Origin of the sequence: Aquabacterium sp. OR-4 (genome assembly GCF_025290835.2) — a bacterium.
GTDB lineage: Bacteria > Pseudomonadota > Gammaproteobacteria > Burkholderiales > Burkholderiaceae_C > Pseudaquabacterium.
Window position 1 is genome coordinate 1,379,058 of the sequence record NZ_JAOCQD020000001.1, and the last position, 15,618, is coordinate 1,394,675.

Annotated in this window: 18 protein-coding genes; 7 read left to right on the forward strand and 11 right to left on the reverse strand. The window is 62.3% G+C overall.

Features of this window, described 5'->3' with window-relative positions; genetic code table 11:
* Positions 1 to 55: 55 nt before the first annotated feature.
* Both N4G63_RS05850 and N4G63_RS28295 read right to left on the reverse strand, forming a co-directional pair.
* On the reverse strand, positions 56 to 937 hold the full coding sequence (locus N4G63_RS05850; protein ID WP_314599454.1) for a BrxR family transcriptional regulator: 882 nt from the start codon (positions 935 to 937) through the stop codon (positions 56 to 58).
* Positions 938 to 1,072: 135 nt separating this feature from the next.
* Complete coding sequence (locus tag N4G63_RS28295) at positions 1,073 to 2,044, reverse strand: MobA/MobL family protein (protein ID WP_443112010.1); 972 nt, start codon at positions 2,042 to 2,044, stop codon at positions 1,073 to 1,075.
* Positions 2,045 to 2,262: 218 nt separating this feature from the next.
* On the opposite strand from N4G63_RS28295, the gene N4G63_RS05860 reads away from it, so the two are divergent.
* Positions 2,263 to 2,577 carry a hypothetical protein gene (locus N4G63_RS05860; RefSeq protein ID WP_260785641.1) on the forward strand — a complete coding sequence of 105 codons (315 nt, stop codon included), beginning with the start codon at positions 2,263 to 2,265 and terminating at the stop codon, positions 2,575 to 2,577.
* A 68-nt stretch (positions 2,578 to 2,645) separates the two neighbouring features.
* Here N4G63_RS05860 and N4G63_RS05865 read toward each other — a convergent pair whose 3' ends face one another.
* Both N4G63_RS05865 and N4G63_RS05870 read right to left on the reverse strand, forming a co-directional pair.
* On the reverse strand, positions 2,646 to 4,067 hold the full coding sequence (locus N4G63_RS05865; RefSeq protein WP_314599456.1) for an AAA family ATPase: 1,422 nt from the start codon (positions 4,065 to 4,067) through the stop codon (positions 2,646 to 2,648).
* A gap of 319 nt (positions 4,068 to 4,386) precedes the next feature.
* Positions 4,387 to 4,593, reverse strand: coding sequence for a helix-turn-helix transcriptional regulator (locus N4G63_RS05870; RefSeq protein ID WP_260786672.1), 207 nt, complete (start codon positions 4,591 to 4,593; stop codon positions 4,387 to 4,389).
* Here N4G63_RS05870 and N4G63_RS05875 point away from each other — a divergent pair.
* From N4G63_RS05875 to N4G63_RS05885, 3 genes are all read left to right on the forward strand, one after another.
* Positions 4,493 to 4,759 (forward strand): protease-associated domain-containing protein, encoded by a 267-nt coding sequence (locus N4G63_RS05875; RefSeq protein ID WP_260786744.1) that lies wholly within the window; start codon positions 4,493 to 4,495, stop codon positions 4,757 to 4,759. The genes N4G63_RS05870 and N4G63_RS05875 overlap by 101 nt on opposite strands.
* A 92-nt stretch (positions 4,760 to 4,851) precedes the next feature.
* A complete protein-coding gene (locus tag N4G63_RS05880) occupies positions 4,852 to 5,124 on the forward strand; it encodes a hypothetical protein (protein ID WP_314599457.1) in 273 nt (90 codons plus the stop codon).
* A gap of 46 nt (positions 5,125 to 5,170) precedes the next feature.
* Positions 5,171 to 6,289: a hypothetical protein gene (locus N4G63_RS05885; protein ID WP_314599458.1), complete on the forward strand. Its 1,119-nt coding sequence runs from the start codon at positions 5,171 to 5,173 to the stop codon at positions 6,287 to 6,289.
* A gap of 114 nt (positions 6,290 to 6,403) precedes the next feature.
* On the opposite strand, the gene N4G63_RS05890 is transcribed toward N4G63_RS05885, so the two are convergent.
* The 3 genes from N4G63_RS05890 to N4G63_RS05900 all read right to left on the reverse strand — a co-directional run bounded on the left by N4G63_RS05890 (position 6,404) and on the right by N4G63_RS05900 (position 9,183).
* Positions 6,404 to 7,369 carry a DNA-binding protein gene (locus N4G63_RS05890; protein WP_314599459.1) on the reverse strand — a complete coding sequence of 322 codons (966 nt, stop codon included), beginning with the start codon at positions 7,367 to 7,369 and terminating at the stop codon, positions 6,404 to 6,406.
* An 81-nt stretch (positions 7,370 to 7,450) separates the two neighbouring features.
* Positions 7,451 to 8,200 (reverse strand): hypothetical protein, encoded by a 750-nt coding sequence (locus N4G63_RS05895; RefSeq protein ID WP_314599460.1) that lies wholly within the window; start codon positions 8,198 to 8,200, stop codon positions 7,451 to 7,453.
* On the reverse strand, positions 8,197 to 9,183 hold the full coding sequence (locus N4G63_RS05900; protein ID WP_260785635.1) for a hypothetical protein: 987 nt from the start codon (positions 9,181 to 9,183) through the stop codon (positions 8,197 to 8,199). The genes N4G63_RS05895 and N4G63_RS05900 overlap by 4 nt, the downstream gene beginning before the upstream one ends.
* A 167-nt stretch (positions 9,184 to 9,350) precedes the next feature.
* Here N4G63_RS05900 and N4G63_RS05905 point away from each other — a divergent pair, with 167 nt between their 5' ends.
* The 3 genes from N4G63_RS05905 to N4G63_RS05915 all read left to right on the forward strand — a co-directional run bounded on the left by N4G63_RS05905 (position 9,351) and on the right by N4G63_RS05915 (position 10,876).
* Complete coding sequence (locus N4G63_RS05905) at positions 9,351 to 9,635, forward strand: hypothetical protein (protein ID WP_260785634.1); 285 nt, start codon at positions 9,351 to 9,353, stop codon at positions 9,633 to 9,635.
* Between the two features lie 600 nt (positions 9,636 to 10,235).
* Positions 10,236 to 10,625, forward strand: coding sequence for a hypothetical protein (locus N4G63_RS05910; protein ID WP_260785633.1), 390 nt, complete (start codon positions 10,236 to 10,238; stop codon positions 10,623 to 10,625).
* Positions 10,622 to 10,876 carry a pyocin activator PrtN family protein gene (locus N4G63_RS05915; RefSeq protein WP_260785632.1) on the forward strand — a complete coding sequence of 85 codons (255 nt, stop codon included), beginning with the start codon at positions 10,622 to 10,624 and terminating at the stop codon, positions 10,874 to 10,876. The genes N4G63_RS05910 and N4G63_RS05915 overlap by 4 nt, the downstream gene beginning before the upstream one ends.
* Before the next feature lie 45 nt (positions 10,877 to 10,921).
* Here the strand turns inward: N4G63_RS05915 and N4G63_RS05920 are convergent, their stop codons facing one another.
* From N4G63_RS05920 to N4G63_RS05935, 4 genes are read right to left on the reverse strand one after another with little or no spacing between them, the layout of a single operon-like run.
* The gene (locus N4G63_RS05920; protein ID WP_260785631.1) at positions 10,922 to 11,428 is read right to left on the reverse strand and encodes a Mov34/MPN/PAD-1 family protein; all 507 of its coding nucleotides are present in this window, start codon (positions 11,426 to 11,428) and stop codon (positions 10,922 to 10,924) included.
* Positions 11,425 to 13,119, reverse strand: a complete 1,695-nt coding sequence (locus N4G63_RS05925) for a ThiF family adenylyltransferase (protein WP_260785630.1) — start codon at positions 13,117 to 13,119, stop codon at positions 11,425 to 11,427. Before N4G63_RS05925 ends, N4G63_RS05920 begins: the two co-directional genes overlap by 4 nt.
* Complete coding sequence (locus tag N4G63_RS05930; protein ID WP_260785629.1) at positions 13,119 to 14,186, reverse strand: cyclic GMP-AMP synthase DncV-like nucleotidyltransferase; 1,068 nt, start codon at positions 14,184 to 14,186, stop codon at positions 13,119 to 13,121. Before N4G63_RS05930 ends, N4G63_RS05925 begins: the two co-directional genes overlap by 1 nt.
* Positions 14,187 to 14,199: 13 nt before the next feature.
* Complete coding sequence (locus tag N4G63_RS05935; RefSeq protein WP_314599461.1) at positions 14,200 to 15,309, reverse strand: patatin-like phospholipase family protein; 1,110 nt, start codon at positions 15,307 to 15,309, stop codon at positions 14,200 to 14,202.
* Between the last annotated feature and the right edge of the window lie 309 nt (positions 15,310 to 15,618).

Here is a 15,618-nt window from a genome sequence, read left to right on the forward strand (position 1 = left end):
GCTCCCGTATGAATGTTGTCTATCTCGTTGCGGATTGGGCTTGAACGCAGCAACGTCACGCGGGGCTCCCCGACGACGAAGCGCCTGGCGCGAGCATCGCGCTCTCCACGCCATAGAGGGTGGGCGTGTTGCGAAGCCATAGGTGGTGGGACGCAGGGTCGAGCCGGTGGTCGGGGCTCGCGTCGATGGACCATCGCCGAAGCACATAGCCGGCAAGCGCGGCCCGCGTCTTGATCTTCAACACGCCGCCGTCCATGCCATAGTCGGCCTCAATCGCTTTGGGTTGCTTGACGCCGGGATGGGGAACGACCTCCAAGTCCACGATCCGCGCCCACTGCTCGTCGGCACCCAACAGCTCATGCTCCTCGACTGAGCCGGCTACCTCTGTGGCTTTCGTAATGCGCGATAGGACGAAGTCGCCAAACCGTGACTTACTTCTGTCGAATGCACGAACGTGCCATCGCAACCCGTTGTCTGCCACCGCAACCGGAACCAGTTCGCGCAAAGCCGCCCCCGATGACAACGACAGATAGGTCACCTTGAGCGCTCTTTTGGCGCACATTGCCCGCGTCACAGTAGCAAGAGTTTTCAGGTCAGGGCGAACCAAATTGCCAGGCCCTTCGCAAGGTACGGCCTTGCGAAGCTTCAGATCCAGACCGTCACCGAACCCGAGCAGCAGCCAGGCCAGTACGCGATCTGGCGAAAACTCAAATACAGGCTTGAATGCGTCCGCCGGCCTGTAGCAACGGGCAAGCACGTCGTATGAGAGGTTTGCCGGGGCCAATTGACGATAAGCGGTCAGGTCTCGAGTGGCCGCAGCAGGCTTCACTCCAAACCGCTCTTCGATATCAGCCCGCCGCAACTCGCCTGCGAAAAACGCTTTCAGCTCAAGGTATGCAACCCGCTCCCGTTGCGACTGCGACAGGTCAGCAACCATCGCTTGATGGCCCCTGGGCTTGGGTCGAGACGAAAATGATGGGCAGGTGCATTCTGAGCATCTTACCCTGATCAGTTTGATGACCATGCGCACCGATAACTGTGTTTTTATCCACCACCCACATTCACGCCTTGATCAAGGGCGATGTTGTGACCGTGGTGGCTTGCGGCGATCAGACTGCTGAATCGAAAGTTCACCACCCCTACGAACCACCGTCACTGATCTCCGCGAACTTGGCAGCGCCTCCTTGGGGCGACGCCACGGCGACAAATCGGACGCCGGTCCCTCGACGTTTGGCGCCACACGCTGTGGGTCCGGCCTTGGCTCGGTCCGCTCAGCCAGGCGCGCCTTCATGCGCAACAACTTGCACATCTGCTCCTCAACGGCCGAAACGCGCGCGTTACGCCGTCGCAGCCGCGCGTTGAGGCTGGCGCGTCCCCGGGCCGCAGCACCGTTGACGCCAACGTGCACGGTGGGCAACCGTCCAATCCCTCGATCCTTGAAACTCCTGTGATCAACGCGCTCGGCAGATCCCTTGCGGGCAAGCGCAGCATTCACCGAAAGCTCCCAACGTGGCCGCAGCCACGACACGGAATCCGCTGCGCCATGTCGCTTGCACGCGATGGGGTCGAGTCGTTCTGCTTTTTTACCGAGCACACCGTCGGCATCGACCGTACATGCGGTCAGGAGCAAGTGTGCGTGATGATTCCGATCATCACCGCCGCGGGATGGCGCGTGCAAGGCGCAGTCCACGCCGACACCAAACTCGGTGGCGATGTCTCGGGAGAAGCCGAAAGCCAACGCGGCGCGCTCGTCGGCATCCAGCTCGTTGGGAAGCGCGAGCACAACTTCGCGCGCGAGCACGGCATCACGCCGGCGGTGGTGCAGCTCCAGGTCGTTCCAGAATTTTTCGCGATCCCGCACAAGCCGGCCACCCGGCAGGTGGATGCGCGCGTCAAGCACGCCCTTGCGGCGGCGGTAGTCAAAGACCTGACCGGTGCGTTGATCGGTGATCAATGCGCCGGCGCGATACGCCGCCGCAGCTGTAGCGGATCGGCCGCTGGCGCGAGCAATGGGCGGGCGAGCGCTCAAATGGAAAATTGCCACTGTAGTTCCTCCGGGGTGTCGGGGCGCAGCCCTGACCGCACGTAATCTTGCGAAGCGGGATTACTCTAAGTGCGCCCTTCGGGGAGGTCGTCAGCGACTCCCATCCAATAGCCATTCGCAATATGGGCGAAATGATCGGGGGTAATCAGGACCGCACAGCCCCACAGCTGTCTTGCCAATAAATACACTGTACTCAGCAAACGTATCCAGGTGCGGCCATGACACCCAACAACATCCAGTCGATTGACATCAAACTGCAGCAGCTCAAAAACCGACGCGCCCTGTTGCTCGCGCAGCATGGTGCCACTGAGCGAAAACGCATCACGCGCCAGGCCGTGATCATTGGCAAATGGGTCATGGCCAAGCGGCCGGAACTCGTGACCGAGATCGCCGGCATGTTGGAGCGCGACCAGGATCGCGCCGTGTTCAAAATGCCACTCGTGGCAGCTGCAGGCCAGGTGGCTCCCGGCATTTCCCATGTGGACATCCAACTGCCTTTGGATGACGACGCCGAGCCCACCACCATTTGCTGACCAGCAGCGGTGCCGTGTCCACAGCCTGGGCGCAACTGCAAGGGCGCCGGGTCCCGGCGCCTGGCGCATCAGCTGTGCACAAATCCCATCGCTGCGCGTCGGGCCGGCTGGCGTTCATCCATGCGCAGCGCCGGCCAGTCTTCTTCGACGAGATGGCTGCGTCCTGCCATCACGGCACGCGCGAACGCGATTTCCGCAGCGTGCTTGATGGCCCGCGGGCTCATGTCTCCGATCTGCCCGCTCAACGCTGCGGGCAGATCGGCTGAAAACGGCACTCGCATCTTGCGGATCAGCTCCGCCAGAATCTGCCGGGCGACGTTCATCAGTTGCCCTGCGGACGGCGGCGAGATCTGGAAAACCAACATGCGCGAGCGCAGCGCCGCAGGGATCTCATCGGCATTGTTGGCCGTCGCGATGAGCCTGAGGTGACTGGCATCGAAGATCAAATCGGGCAGCGATTGGTCAACGAAAAACTTCGACGTGTGCTCCTCCAGAAGCGAATAAAGCGGCCCGAGCCCGCTGTACCCGGTCGTGTGGGCTTTGTCGATTTCATCGAGCACGACAAGTCCATTGGCCACCGGGTCGTGCCCGGCACGTCCCCAGGCGATGAACTCGAAAAGCTGACCTGGCGAGGAGTTCGACCAGAAGGTACTCGATCCTGAAATCGAGCTGCCATTTGTTTCGGCCGCCATCGAAACGAACAGCGGCGGCGGCGTGCCCAGCAAGGCCGCCAATGCATTGGCGAAGGTGGTTTTGCCAATCCCGGGTCCACCCGCGAGCAGGATGGGCGCAAGCCGGTGCGGCAACCCCTGCGCGCACAGTGTGATGTGCGGGCGGATGGCCGTCTCGATCACCTGCTCGAAGCTGGGGAAGCTCTCCACCAGTGCGTCCAGGCGCTGCAGCCAATCAGCGGGCGGTGGCGCCATTGGCCGGCTGATGCCGCTGAGCGCCAAGCGCTCCAGTGTCTGCGCAATTCGTCGGCCGGCTTCGCCATCGCGGCCTTTGATGCGCTGCTCGAGCTGTTCTGCGCTCTCGGCGAACTTGAAGACGTCGATCGGCTCAAGTGCGTGCGGGCCGGTGACCAGCCCCAGCAGGTCGAGGCCGCCGTCCACGTCAGGCAGGTCGAATTCCGGGACATCACTCCTGGCCGGCTGAGTGTGGTCGCGCAGTTCGGCTGCCAGGCGACGGTTGTGCAGTTCCTGCAGGGACTCGGCCAAACTGCTGAGGGTTGCGTGCTCAAGATCGCCGCGTCGCGGAGAGAAGTCGAACATCACATGCAGGACACCGTCCACGCTCACGCAGCTGACGGCTGCCCGACGGGGCTGCCTGCGCCCCAAGATCAGGGCAAACGTGCGCAGGAAGATTTCGCTAAGGCGACGGCCATCACGCGACAGCTCAGGATCGAGCCGAACGCTCATCCAGTCGGGGCATTGAAACAGCGGCAGCAGCTCGGCCACGCCGACGGTAGTTTCAAACAGATTTTCAGTCATACATAACGCTCAGTTGGGACGGACGAAGTCCGCGATGACGCCGACAAGTGCGGCGCGCCAACTGAGGAATGGGTGACCTATCGTCTCGCTATGCCAACGAGATCTGGCCGGCCACGCTCACGCACCACCTGCTGAGGCGATGAAGTTCGTGCGTCGAAGAATTGGGGCATGTGGTGTGGAAGGCAGAAAACGCAGGGTGCCGCTGAATCGGGTGCGAGCCATGACGGCAAACACTGTCACTGTAGCTGCACCCCCATCGTCCATACAAGAAAAACCTGGCCGGCTGGCCGGTCGATGAAAGCGGCAATGCGACCTCCGGTCACCTGGCCGGCTCGTCACCCTCAGTGCCTTGGAGGAGCCCCTTGTAGGCTCGCTCGAACTCTCGAGACAACACGGGCAGGCTGCATCCCAGTGCAGCGGCAATCTTGACCACGCCGACAAGGTTTGGAACCGTCCGCCCGTTCTCGATAGACGACATGTTCGAGCGGCCGATGGCGGCCGCCAATCCAACAGATTCTTGCGACAAACCCTTGGATGTCCGCAACATGACGACCGCCTGGCCGAAGGCCTTTGCAATCGTCGGGTCGGTCGATTTGGAGCCGACGGGCCGGCCCCTGGGGATGACTTTTTTGCTTGCTATTGCCATCCCACAAGGGTTGCTTTACGTATGCATAAAAACCACACTTAATTAAATACATAGATGATAGAGTCGGTGCAAATACTGGCCGGCCGGAGATTCAGTCACCGGGACCGCTGCGGAAACTTCCCTCACCACCCATCACTGATGACCCCATCCATCTGGACTGACCTGAAAATCTCTGTGGCCCTTCTGTTGATGGGCTTGCTGATGAATGGCGCCGCACTGGCGCAGGCCGCTCAGATGCCGCACAAGACGTCCGCACGCTTCGCAACACCTCACCACGTCGCGGCCGCCGTGTCGGCAGGCGCGTCCCAGCGCGACCTCGAGGCCCGAGCGGCAGCAGCCGCACAGAAGGACACGGACCCGCACCTCAACGGATCGGTCCGGGACGCTCCGCTGGTCAGTTCAACGAAATAGTTCGCCACCCCGCCCCCACTTGTTCAACCACTGTGGGAGCACGTCCGTGATCGCATCGATTCTTCTCATCGCCTACGCCGCCGCGTCCGTCGCGCTGGCCTTCTGGATCCGCCGCGCGGTCAAACTGCGGCTGGACTGGTCCGACCCGCGCATGCGGTCGCCCGTCTTTTCGGGGCATGTGCGCAGCACCGGTGGCGCAGGGGCCCTCGGGGCCGCTGACGCAGCCAGCACGGCGGTGCTGAGTTCCGCCTCTCCGAACGCGGTCATGCTGTTCGTGATCGTCGTCGCTGGCCTCATCGGCGGCGTCGTCGGCGCTGGTGTGTTGCCCGCCCTGGTGGGCGGCATCGGGCAGCCCGGGTGGGCGGGCATGGTGGCGTTGGTCGTCGCGATGCTCGCATGGACCTGGATCGGCGGCTGCCTTGCGCTGCCCGTGTTGGCCCTGGTCTTCAGCTTGGCGCCCATCCTGGCCGGCCTGGCGGTGATCGGGTTCATCGGCCTGATGCTCGGACAGACGTTCGGCTCCGGGCACCCCGGCCTTCTCTCGGCCACAGGAACCTGGCAAACGGGCTTCGGAGCGCGGATGGAATACAACCTGTGCGCAGCGGGGACCTCGCTCATCGTGCTGGGCAATCCGCGGGAAATCGCGCAGCGGTGCAAACAGAAAGTCGTCGGCCCTCACCCTGTTGAAGGCCGATTCGCCGGCGTCTACAGTTGCCGGCCGGGTCAGCGCGTGGCCGCCATCGTGGATGTTCGCCCCTTCGGCCCCTTCAAGGACGGACTGAAGGATGCCGAGTTCAGTTTCGGTGATCGGCCGGAGGCCGCGTTTCCGAACGGATCGTTCGCGGGCTTCGTCCGCCCCAGCGGTGCGACAGGCGAGTTTCGATCCGACGAACTTAAGTGGACGCAGAAGCCCACGCAAGGCTGGGGAAAGCCGGATGAACTGGCCATTACTGCGCTGCCGTCTGGCGGCATCAGCGTGCGGCTGATGAACACGCCCTGCGCCGTGCTACAGGCCAAGCGCTGCGAGCCCGCCGAGCCGGGCCGCGTGCCCACCTGCGAGCGAGAATTCGCGCAGCTGGCCATCAAGCTCTACAAGCCCGGCACGTTCAAGGAACTGAGCCAGATGATCGCCGACCAGGAAGCCCGGCAGACGGCCGGCCGCTGAATCGCTCGGCTCGCGGGCAGAAGCCAGCCTCTTCCCGGTACCGCACCGCGATGGTGGCAACGGCATCCGGGCCAGGTCGGTGACACACTGACCAGCGCGGATCGCCGCCCGATGTCAGACGGTGCCGCGCGGTTCGCGCGGTGTGGGGGCAACCTCTTCACCGTCACGGTCACTGGCGTGCTCATCGTCTTTGGCAACGGCCTTGCGCGCGGCCTCCCGCAGTTGTGCGATCTCGGACAGCTGGACCAGGCAACGCGCTTCCAGGGCTGACCCCGCGGTGGACAGCTTCAAGATATCCTGCTGCAGCGCGCGCTCCGTGGCCAGCGCCTTCTCCTGTTGTTCCTGCAGACGCTGCAACTGGGCTTCGAGCTTGGTCTCACGCAAAGCGGCCTGGCACGCCCGGTCGAAATGTGCCTCGGCCCGCTCTTCTGCCACGGCGGCGATCTGCCTGGCCTCGGCCACCTGGTGGGCACTGCTCTTCGCCGTTTGCCGGGCTGCCTCCAGCTCTTCCTTCAGACCCGGCACCTGCGCCAGGTCAATCGACTTCCGCACCAGCTCCTGACGAAGCTCTTCCGCCTGGGCTCGTTCGGACGCGGCACGTTTATTGGCCTCATCGATCGCCGCAGCGTACTCCGCTTTCAGCTTTTCCAGCGCCCCGGCCCGCTCCGCCAGCTGCCCCTGCTGCTGCTGCACTTGGGTCTGCGCCGTGCTCAGCTCACCCTCTCGTTCGGCCAGCCGATCTGCCATCCCCTCGAGTTCGGCGGCCAGTTGAGCCACTGTTTCTTCCGCATCTGCAGCGCGCATGTTGGCGTCATTGGACGCCTGATTCGAGATCGCCACGTACTGGGCGCGGAACCGCTGGATGATGACGGGGTCGAGGGGGATATCGTCAGCAGCGCACGCCGCGCAAAGCTCCCTCCAATGCTGCACCCCCCGCAACACGGTGGTGTAGGAGCCGCCGCCCATCCGCTCGCGAACGGAACGGGTGGAGGGCTTCAGCCCCTCCTTCACCATGGCATCGCAGACGGCAGCAACGGCCGCGTCAGCTGCAGCGACCGCGTCGGTCAGGTCAAGTTTCATCATGATTTCATTCCTTCATTTCTTCGGTTGGTAACAGGTAGCGTTACGGTGCGTTATCGCGCGTAGCGTTACGCAGCGTTATCAGGTGGGTGTTACGGGCAGCGCCGATGGCGACGGCTCGGTGCCCCACCATGTCGGGGTGATGTGCACAGGTGGCCCGGGTGGCACAGCCATGTGCTCGGGGCCCAGATGCGCCGGCCAGGCTTGCAGGTGTTGCCCGGGCAATAGCTCGACCTGGGGATGCAGGATGTTGATGCCGGAGAAGCAGGCTGCACCCCCCTTCGCACCGTGCCGGTAGACCTCCAGCGCGCGTTCCCGGTGTCCGATCAGGACCGCATTGACACCGTTGAACCCACCCAGCCCAGCCGGGTAGCCGATCGACGGGCGATGGTCCTCAAAGGCCTTCATGAAATCGCGTCGAGCGAATGAGACGCTGCCTGGATCTCGGACCAGCCGAATCACCGAATGCCACCCCCCGATGACCTCGATGGAAAAGTGGATGGCGGCGTGCTCGAAGACAACAAAGAAGTTGCGGCCCGCACACGCCAGGGCTGCCTCCCTGACCATCAACCACGCACCCGAGATGCCGCCGAATCGAGAGCGGTCCAGCTCCTGGCGAATGGCGGCCATGCTGGGCGCGAAGGGCGAGGTCAAGGCATGGTTGTCGAACGCCTCACGGAGCTCGAAGGGCTGACAGACAGCGAAGGCCTCGTACCACTTCGCCATCTCCAGAGCACCGACCTCCTTCCCGGTGCGCTCCGCAACCTCGCACAGGCATTCGGTCACCACACGCACGACCGATGGCGACGGTTTGACGGTCACGCGGTTCATGCTGCGCTCCCTTCGATCGTCAGCACCAATGGCGCTTCGGCATCGATCACGTCGGCGTCGTACCGTGCTGCCACGGCCGCTGCGACTTCTGCTGTGCGCTGGGCCGCAGGCTTGAGCATGCTGATCTGCGGAGCACCGCCTGTGCGAGCCCCGCTGGCCAAAGCAAGGACGCGGTCGGCACTGCAGCAGATGACCGCGATCGTGTCCTGCCTGCGGGTGCTCTTGGCGGTGCGACCTTGATAGAAGTCATCCTGCGCGGCGAAGTCAATGGCCTTGCACATCGACGCCGGGCTAACGCCTTCATCCAGTCTGGCTTGGATGACACGTTTGCGGGACTCAATAAGAAGCTCATCGGGCCGCCTGGTTGCCTGCTTCCAATGCTCGAAGATCATCACCACAGGATCCACGTCGCCTACCGATTGCTTGTCCTCCTTTGTGCCTGTGCCCTGATTGACATGAGACGAAGAAGCATCTGCAACAGAGGGGAGCAGAGAGCGATCTGACGATGTGCTTCTGTCCCTCTCCCTCTCATATGTGTGTTCATCTAACTTATGTTTTGATTCTTCGGTACTCTCATATGGCTGAGCCGTGGCCGAGCCATGGCTCACCGCCGACGGGACGCCAACATTGGCGGCGGCCTGCCTGCGGGCAACGCCGACCAGCGCGCGCTCGCGTTGCTTCTCCGAACTGCGGTCGGTCTTCTGTTTGCTGTCCCAAGCCTGCAGAGCCCACCCGCCGAACTCAAGGTGGTGCCAGCGGCCATCGCTGGCCAGATACCAGTCGCCCTCCAAGACTTCGGGGCGAATGAGCACCCAGCCCGCGACGTCTCGACCAAAGCCCGCCATCGCCGCCAACTGGGTGTCGTTATCAGGCAGCGTCATGGCGGGCTGTTGCCGCCAGGCCTGGGCCATCAGCAGCACCAGGGCCCGGAACGGCTCCGGGTTGGCGGCCAGCGCGAGCAGGTGCCCGGTGAAGTAGTCCATGCGGACAGGCGCCCATGGGTACGTGGCCAGATTGACTTGCGCAGGAACCAGCGGCTCGTCTTGCTCCGCGGCCGGCCCGCTTGCCGCGCTTGTTTCTGATTTACTCAGTCTCATCGGTTCCCAAATATGTGTTGGCCTGAATCGGCCGTAACTTTGATGGGAATGAAATGGGTACTCTGGTTCAGGGCGCCCATTTCAAATCCCGCGAAAGAGACGAATGGCAGGAACCCCGGGCCACCGAAAACAACGGCAAACCCCACGATGGTGAGGAACACGGATTTCAAACATTCGCCATCGAAACGCCTTCTTCTTCGGCGATCGATGGAGAAAGTTTGCCGGATATGACGCCAATTGGCACGCCGGCCAATTTGGCGAAAGTTACATCTGAAAATTCAGGCTCGGCAATAGTTTTTGAACCACTCGATAAACCATCGATTCACATCATGACGTGAATAACATGTCAAATCAAACGTCTAAACGTTTAATAACTTGCCCGCCAAATAAGCCGCTTGGCGCCTTGCAACAAATGAAACAAAATGCAACCAAAGAAAAAGAAGCAAAACGGCCGCAAGACGTTTGTTGATGAGCGAAGCGCCCGCCCGTCCCTCGGCCCACAGCGTCGCGGCACGCCGTCTGACCGAGCGGCGCAGCGTCGCCACGACTCCTGCCGGCGGTCGACTCAGCGCCTCCGGCACGCGTTGCATAAAAACATCAACTCAGCGGAAGCTGGCACGCGGATTTCTTGACCCAAGGTGCGATGTATCCAGATACTGACGACGTCCCTGAGCGAAAAAGAGTCTGATGCGGCGTATGGGTGCACGGGATCGCAGCAGGCAGTGAAGGGACTTCATAAAGTGCACTGACGACATCAGAGGTAGCCCTCTGATCCACGACGGAGCCCAAGAACAAGTTCTCTTGGGGCGGTGGACGGTCGGACATCAGTAGATCCGGTTCGTATCCCCCAATTCTGGGTAAGGGGATCAGGAGCGCAAAGTTGCGACGAACGGTGACCCGGTTCTTTCCCCCTCGGGGAAATCGAACCTTGGATCACCATGCACGATTGCCAGAAATCCGGCAGCCTCACCGGCTATGCCCTCACCGTCCTACAGTTCCCCGTCTGCGAATCGTGCGACAACTCGGTGCCCGAGTCACCTCGCCAGGGTTTCATCGCGCCTGAGAAAACACGTGCTGAAAACCTTCAGGCCGAGGTGGAGCGTCGCCTCGAATGGACGCTGAGCCAGCTGCTCGACCATACAGCCGGTGGCGTCGATCACAACACCGAGGCCCAGTTCAACCTGCTCGCACAGTTCCACGGTCAACTTCTGCTGCTGGACGAAAAGGCGCGCGAAGTCGGGGGCCCTGACCACCAGGAAAAGCTGTTCGCACGCGCAGCCGTCACCTTCACGCTGATGAACGCAGCGCTGCCGGAGGTGGCACTGTGAACACCGCATTCGCACTCATGGCCGTCTTTGATGGCCCCACCGTGTCGCTGGATCGCATCTGCGTCGACTACCTCGGGCTCAGCCGGCAGGAGGCCATGCGGCAGGCGGCACAAGGCGAATTGCCCCTTCCGGTATTCCGGCTCAACAAGTCCCAGAAGGCGCCCTACGTCATCCATGTCGGCGACCTGGCGAAGCTGATCGACAAGGCTCGGGAACAGGCTGAGGATACGTGGAAACGATGCCAGGTGTGAGTGGGGCGATGGCTGTCCATAGTGGTGCCGCGCTAATGGCTATGCCTACAAACCGAGTGTCCATCGGTATACACGCTCTGGCGCCACCGTGAACAACGCGAGGCCAGCTACGGTTTCCTCGCGGCCGACGATAAGCATTAACAGCGCGTTGCTGTTCAGTTGAGATCGCGCCAGAAGCAATTGCATCGCATCGTCGTCCAATCCCGACGCGCCAGGTAGGTCCTCGGCATGCGTGTGCCATTCGCCGAGGTACAGCAGGCCTGCCTGCGACTGTTCTTGGATGGCGCGCTGTGCTGCAGCGGGACCTGATCGGTATCGATAGCGCGAGCGTTCATCGCCGGCGTATGGGCCAGTTGCCTTGGTGACGTCTATGAGTTCCGCCGTTATGGTGCCGAACAGCTGACCGCCTGCTTCGGTCGCCCTCGATGAAAGCTGCCGAAGCCCACGCACGTGCGACAAGACTTCGGAGCACAGCCGAACTCGCTGATCGACGTCCGCAATGTGCCCGATTGCCGGAGGTACCACGACGCGCGCGCGGCGAAACAAGTTCACCACGAAAACTGCCGCATGGCGTTGACTTCAGTGAAGCCTTCGCGGGCGAAGCCGCCGTGCGCTACCACTGCCTCCCTATCGCCGAACCAGACGCGCCGGCATGACATAGGAACCCGGCCCAGAAGCGCGTCTAAGGCGAGCTTCGCGGCCATGGCAATCGACGTCTGAAGGTCGACCGCGCCGTGAGGTTGGAACACATTGCCGCAACCTGCTTCGACGATCAAGCCGCCGGTGCCGGAGGGCCAATCCGTCAGCCGAAATGCGGGCCTTTCGCCATCGAACCGAGTCATCAAATCATCCTTCCCGAACAACAGCACCGCATGACCGACGAGCGCGTATGCCTCCACCCAAGTGCTGAGATATGCCGGAGGGTGCGCAAGTGTTTGCCGCCAGGCGTTGACAGCAGCCTCTCCCTCGATGTCGAGCCCTGCCGTCACGATCACGTCCATTCCAGCGAGCCGATCCAGCTCCGCAGGTTGGAGACGCTCGAACTTCGACGTGAACGTCGACCCAATCTTCAGGTGCGGCAGCCGCCGCCGCAGCTCGGTCGCCACGCCCTTGGCCTTGTTCCAACCGAGGTAGGAAATTCCAAGTAGGTGGCGGCCCACGTTGGCGGACATCAGGTCATCGCTATCGACTAAGCTCAGCTCGCCGACACCGGCCTTGGCGAGTAACTCAGCGACCTCAGAGCCGACAGAGCCGCAGCCAATCACCGCCACCTTGCAGGCCTGCAGTGGAGCCTGCTCGGTGGAATGGCCTCGGCCGTGGATCCACGGAGCATCAACCCGGCTGACCACCACGCGCTCAACGCGCTGTTGCGCCATGGCACGCTTGATGTGCTCGAGGGGCACCTGGTTCCAACTGCGGAAGCCGTTCTTGATCTTGTCGCTCTTGGCCCCGGCGGCCAGCACCGCCGCGAAAACGGGCCCAGTGACCGTCGTGGCCTCGAACAGGAACAACGACCTTCGTCCGGGCAGCAGTGTTGCGCGCACGGCGTCCTCGGGCAGGCCCTTGACGGTATCGCCGACGGTCTTTGGAAACTCGGCTGGAGCCCAAGGCTTCTTGAGCCGCACGAGCAGACCCGGCAGGAGGTCACGGTCGCCAATCGGCGAACCCGCGCTGTTGAGCCATACCTTGACTTCTGCCTTGGTGTCTGCGACCACCAGCCTCGACAACCGGTTGTCCAGATGAAAGAAGACTTGGCGGGATTTGCCACCTGGCTTGACAAGGCTGACCACGCGCAGGCTGTCTTGCGACCGAGTCGCCTGCTGTGCCCAGTACGCGCCGAACTCCCGTTCGAACTCCGCCGAGCACTTGTGCTCGGGATAATTCAGTAGTTCCAGCGCGTCGCCGAGGTGGAGACGAATACGATCGGCAGCAGGTGCTGCCACCGACGTTGGCCGCAGGCACAAAAGACCTTTGGGCTCGACATGAGGCCACCGAAAGTCGCTGCCCATGCCCGGCGCAAGTATCCGCGGCTGGGAATTTGGGAACGCTGCATCGATGACCACGAGGAAGTGATCCACCCCCGCCGGTCGGATCTCGCCTTCCGCGACCTCCACGCGCCAACCGCTATCAAAAGCATGGGGCGACTGCTGATGCAACTCCTCGGTGGTCAGGCGCCGCCATCGACCGGCACGCTGGCTTTGTATCTCAGCCTCGATGGCGGTGATTACCTCATGCGATGCCATCAGCCGAAGCGCCCCCCACCATCGTCGCGCCGCGCGGTTTCGACCTTCGTCACCTCCATAACCGAGCCGCCGGCAGCCGCCTTCTTGGACGCATCCGGATCAGGCTGGTCGGAGAAGAACGTCGTGTCAAAGACGTCATCCCATGCCTGGCGAGCCTGAGCGCGGGTGCAATCGTCCTTGTCGAGCGCTGCGAGCGTGTCCAGCGCCGCCTTCAAGCAGGTACGGAAGTGCGTCACCTGCTCATCACCACTCTCCGCCAGGTTCTTGTCCACGACGGGGTGGGCGACCTGCGTGGACCAGACCAGCGCAGCGTTGATCTTCTTCCAGGTCTCGCGCAGCGACGTGTCATCGCGGTCGGCGCTGGCCACGAAATGGTCAACGACCAGCTTGGTGATGGTGATGCCGCTGGTGGTCTTCGCCTTCCAGTCAGCGCGTCGCGCAAATTTCTTGGTCAGCTTGGTGACGCGTCGCAGCTGGCTGCCGTCCGCTTGGCCTTCGTTCAGTTCGCTGTCGTTCTCGTTGAGCTCCTTGACCTTGTTGTTGAACCAACGCGTCACGGCTCGAGCGTCCGAGATGACCCACGCATCGCCGCTGGCCAGTTCGTACCGCTCGGTTTCGTTACCCTGCCAGTCCTTTACGATCATGACCCGGTACACGGGCACGTCAATGTGATAGCCCGCGGCGTACGCTTGGCGAACGCAGTTGCTTTTCACCTCGGCCTCCTGTTTGAAGCGGCCGTCCCACTTGAGGGCGTCACACACCCGCTGGCGGGCGACCAGCGGCGACAGGTCCAGGCCGTCGTCGTCCTTCAGATCGTCATGTCGGAAATACGCCCCGTCGTCGATGTCGTAGTCGTTCTCTGGGTCTTGCACCATGGTGCGCATTTGATAGGAACCCTGCGAACGGACCTCCCGGGGCTGAGGCTTCTCGGCGGTGTCGAGCCCGTTCTCGAGCCTAGTGCGGCCTGCATCGCGGCGCGTACGCATGTCCCGCTGTTGATTCAGGGATAGGGTGACCTCGTCACGGTGGTACGCCGTCATCTCGGCGTTGCAGTTGATGTCAGCCATAGCTCCTCCTTTTCTATATGTGTGGCTGGGACTCGGAAAGCGCGGCTCGGAAGGCCAGCAAGTGCGGGTTATGCGCTTGGCCTGCCCATGCGTAGTCGACGTCGGAAATGGCCTGACGCGCGAGCGCGTTGAGTAGCTTCGGGCGAGCGTCGTCCATGTTGGACAACAGCTCTTGCAACGCCTTGGACGGGCATTGGGCAGGGAGGCGATACGCGAAGCTGCCATCGTGACGCAGCTCTGCAACCTTGTTAGTGAGGTAGCCGTAGCCCACGGCTTGAGCGTTCATACCCGCTTCGATAGCCTTCAGGCCGAACTTCCAGCCTGGCGCGGCCCGGTAGCGACCTCTGGCGGTGACTTCTTCGCCGCCTTGGGCAGGCAGGGTGCCAAGCATGAAGAGCTGGATCGGGCGTTCCTCCTTGCGGTCATGGAGGATCTCGACCGCTTCCATCATGCCGACTAAGCCAGGGTTGTTAGCCCAGAGACCACCGTCAACGTAGGTGGCCGTAGTTGCGCCATCGCCGCCCGGTTCGTCCAGTTGAGCCATCGAGCGCAGGATGGGAGCTGCCGTACTGGCCATGCAGACATCGACCAGCGTGCGGGTGTCGTCGCGGCCATTCAAACGATTCAGGTGCTTGGTTTTGAAGACCACCGCCGCGTGGCGGTTGAGGTCGAGGGTCGGGATAGCCAAGGCAATCTTGCGGGTCTCGTATACCTCACCGACGGTAGTAGTACCCAACTTAGTGCGGAGCGCCTCGCGCAAGGCAACTTCACCCTTGCGCAGTCCGAAACCGAAATTGCGAATCACGAAGTTCCCGATGACGGGCGTCGACCGTAGCTTCTGATAGGGAAAGATCTTTCCACCGTATTCGGCGTAAAGGTCCTGCACCGCCTGCAGTGGGATGCCTTTGGCCAGGGCGCTGGCGACAATGCCGCCGGTGCTAGTACCAACAATCAGGTCGAACGCCTTGCCGATGTCCAGCGAAGCATTTGCGCACCCGGCCTGCTTGGCCACACGCCCCGCAAAGGTTGCAAGGTACGCTGCCTGATAGACCCCACGCATGCCGCCGCCGTCCAGGCATAGTACCCGGAAGGGTTTAGTTGATTTACTTGCCGATATCTCCATCTGGAGACTATTGGGGCGGCCAAACAAATTTCAAGTGCAACGGGCGCAACGGCCAACCATGCGGACGGCGACTATTGCCGCAGACTGGTCGCTACTCATCCGGAAGGATTGAAAAGATTCATTGAGGCCACCCTCCCAACCGACACCACATGACAGCCATCGTTGAGTGCCAGCATTGACGCCGGCATACAGCCACCAGCGACTGCGCCAAACGGCGATTTGCAGACCGCAGAAAGAAGCTCGGTTCCGCCCGAGGACTCAGCTTGTGACGCCTACATAGCGATCTCGGCGCTCAGTCCGGTCAGGTAA

What these genes read in the sequence shown, in the direction of transcription:
- N4G63_RS05890 (WP_314599459.1), bottom strand. Translation starts at nt 7,369, where the DNA reads ATGAAACTTGACCTGACCGACGCGGTCGCTGCAGCTGACGCGGCCGTT.
- N4G63_RS05860 (WP_260785641.1), top strand. Translation starts at nt 2,263, where the DNA reads ATGACACCCAACAACATCCAGTCGATTGACATCAAACTGCAGCAGCTC.
- N4G63_RS05850 (WP_314599454.1), bottom strand. Translation starts at nt 937, where the DNA reads ATGGTTGCTGACCTGTCGCAGTCGCAACGGGAGCGGGTTGCATACCTT.
- N4G63_RS05900 (WP_260785635.1), bottom strand. Translation starts at nt 9,183, where the DNA reads ATGGACTACTTCACCGGGCACCTGCTCGCGCTGGCCGCCAACCCGGAG.
- N4G63_RS05910 (WP_260785633.1), top strand. Translation starts at nt 10,236, where the DNA reads ATGCACGATTGCCAGAAATCCGGCAGCCTCACCGGCTATGCCCTCACC.
- N4G63_RS05925 (WP_260785630.1), bottom strand. Translation starts at nt 13,119, where the DNA reads ATGGCATCGCATGAGGTAATCACCGCCATCGAGGCTGAGATACAAAGC.
- N4G63_RS05865 (WP_314599456.1), bottom strand. Translation starts at nt 4,067, where the DNA reads ATGACTGAAAATCTGTTTGAAACTACCGTCGGCGTGGCCGAGCTGCTG.
- N4G63_RS05935 (WP_314599461.1), bottom strand. Translation starts at nt 15,309, where the DNA reads ATGGAGATATCGGCAAGTAAATCAACTAAACCCTTCCGGGTACTATGC.
- N4G63_RS05895 (WP_314599460.1), bottom strand. Translation starts at nt 8,200, where the DNA reads ATGAACCGCGTGACCGTCAAACCGTCGCCATCGGTCGTGCGTGTGGTG.
- N4G63_RS05880 (WP_314599457.1), top strand. Translation starts at nt 4,852, where the DNA reads ATGACCCCATCCATCTGGACTGACCTGAAAATCTCTGTGGCCCTTCTG.
- N4G63_RS05930 (WP_260785629.1), bottom strand. Translation starts at nt 14,186, where the DNA reads ATGGCTGACATCAACTGCAACGCCGAGATGACGGCGTACCACCGTGAC.
- N4G63_RS05905 (WP_260785634.1), top strand. Translation starts at nt 9,351, where the DNA reads ATGGGTACTCTGGTTCAGGGCGCCCATTTCAAATCCCGCGAAAGAGAC.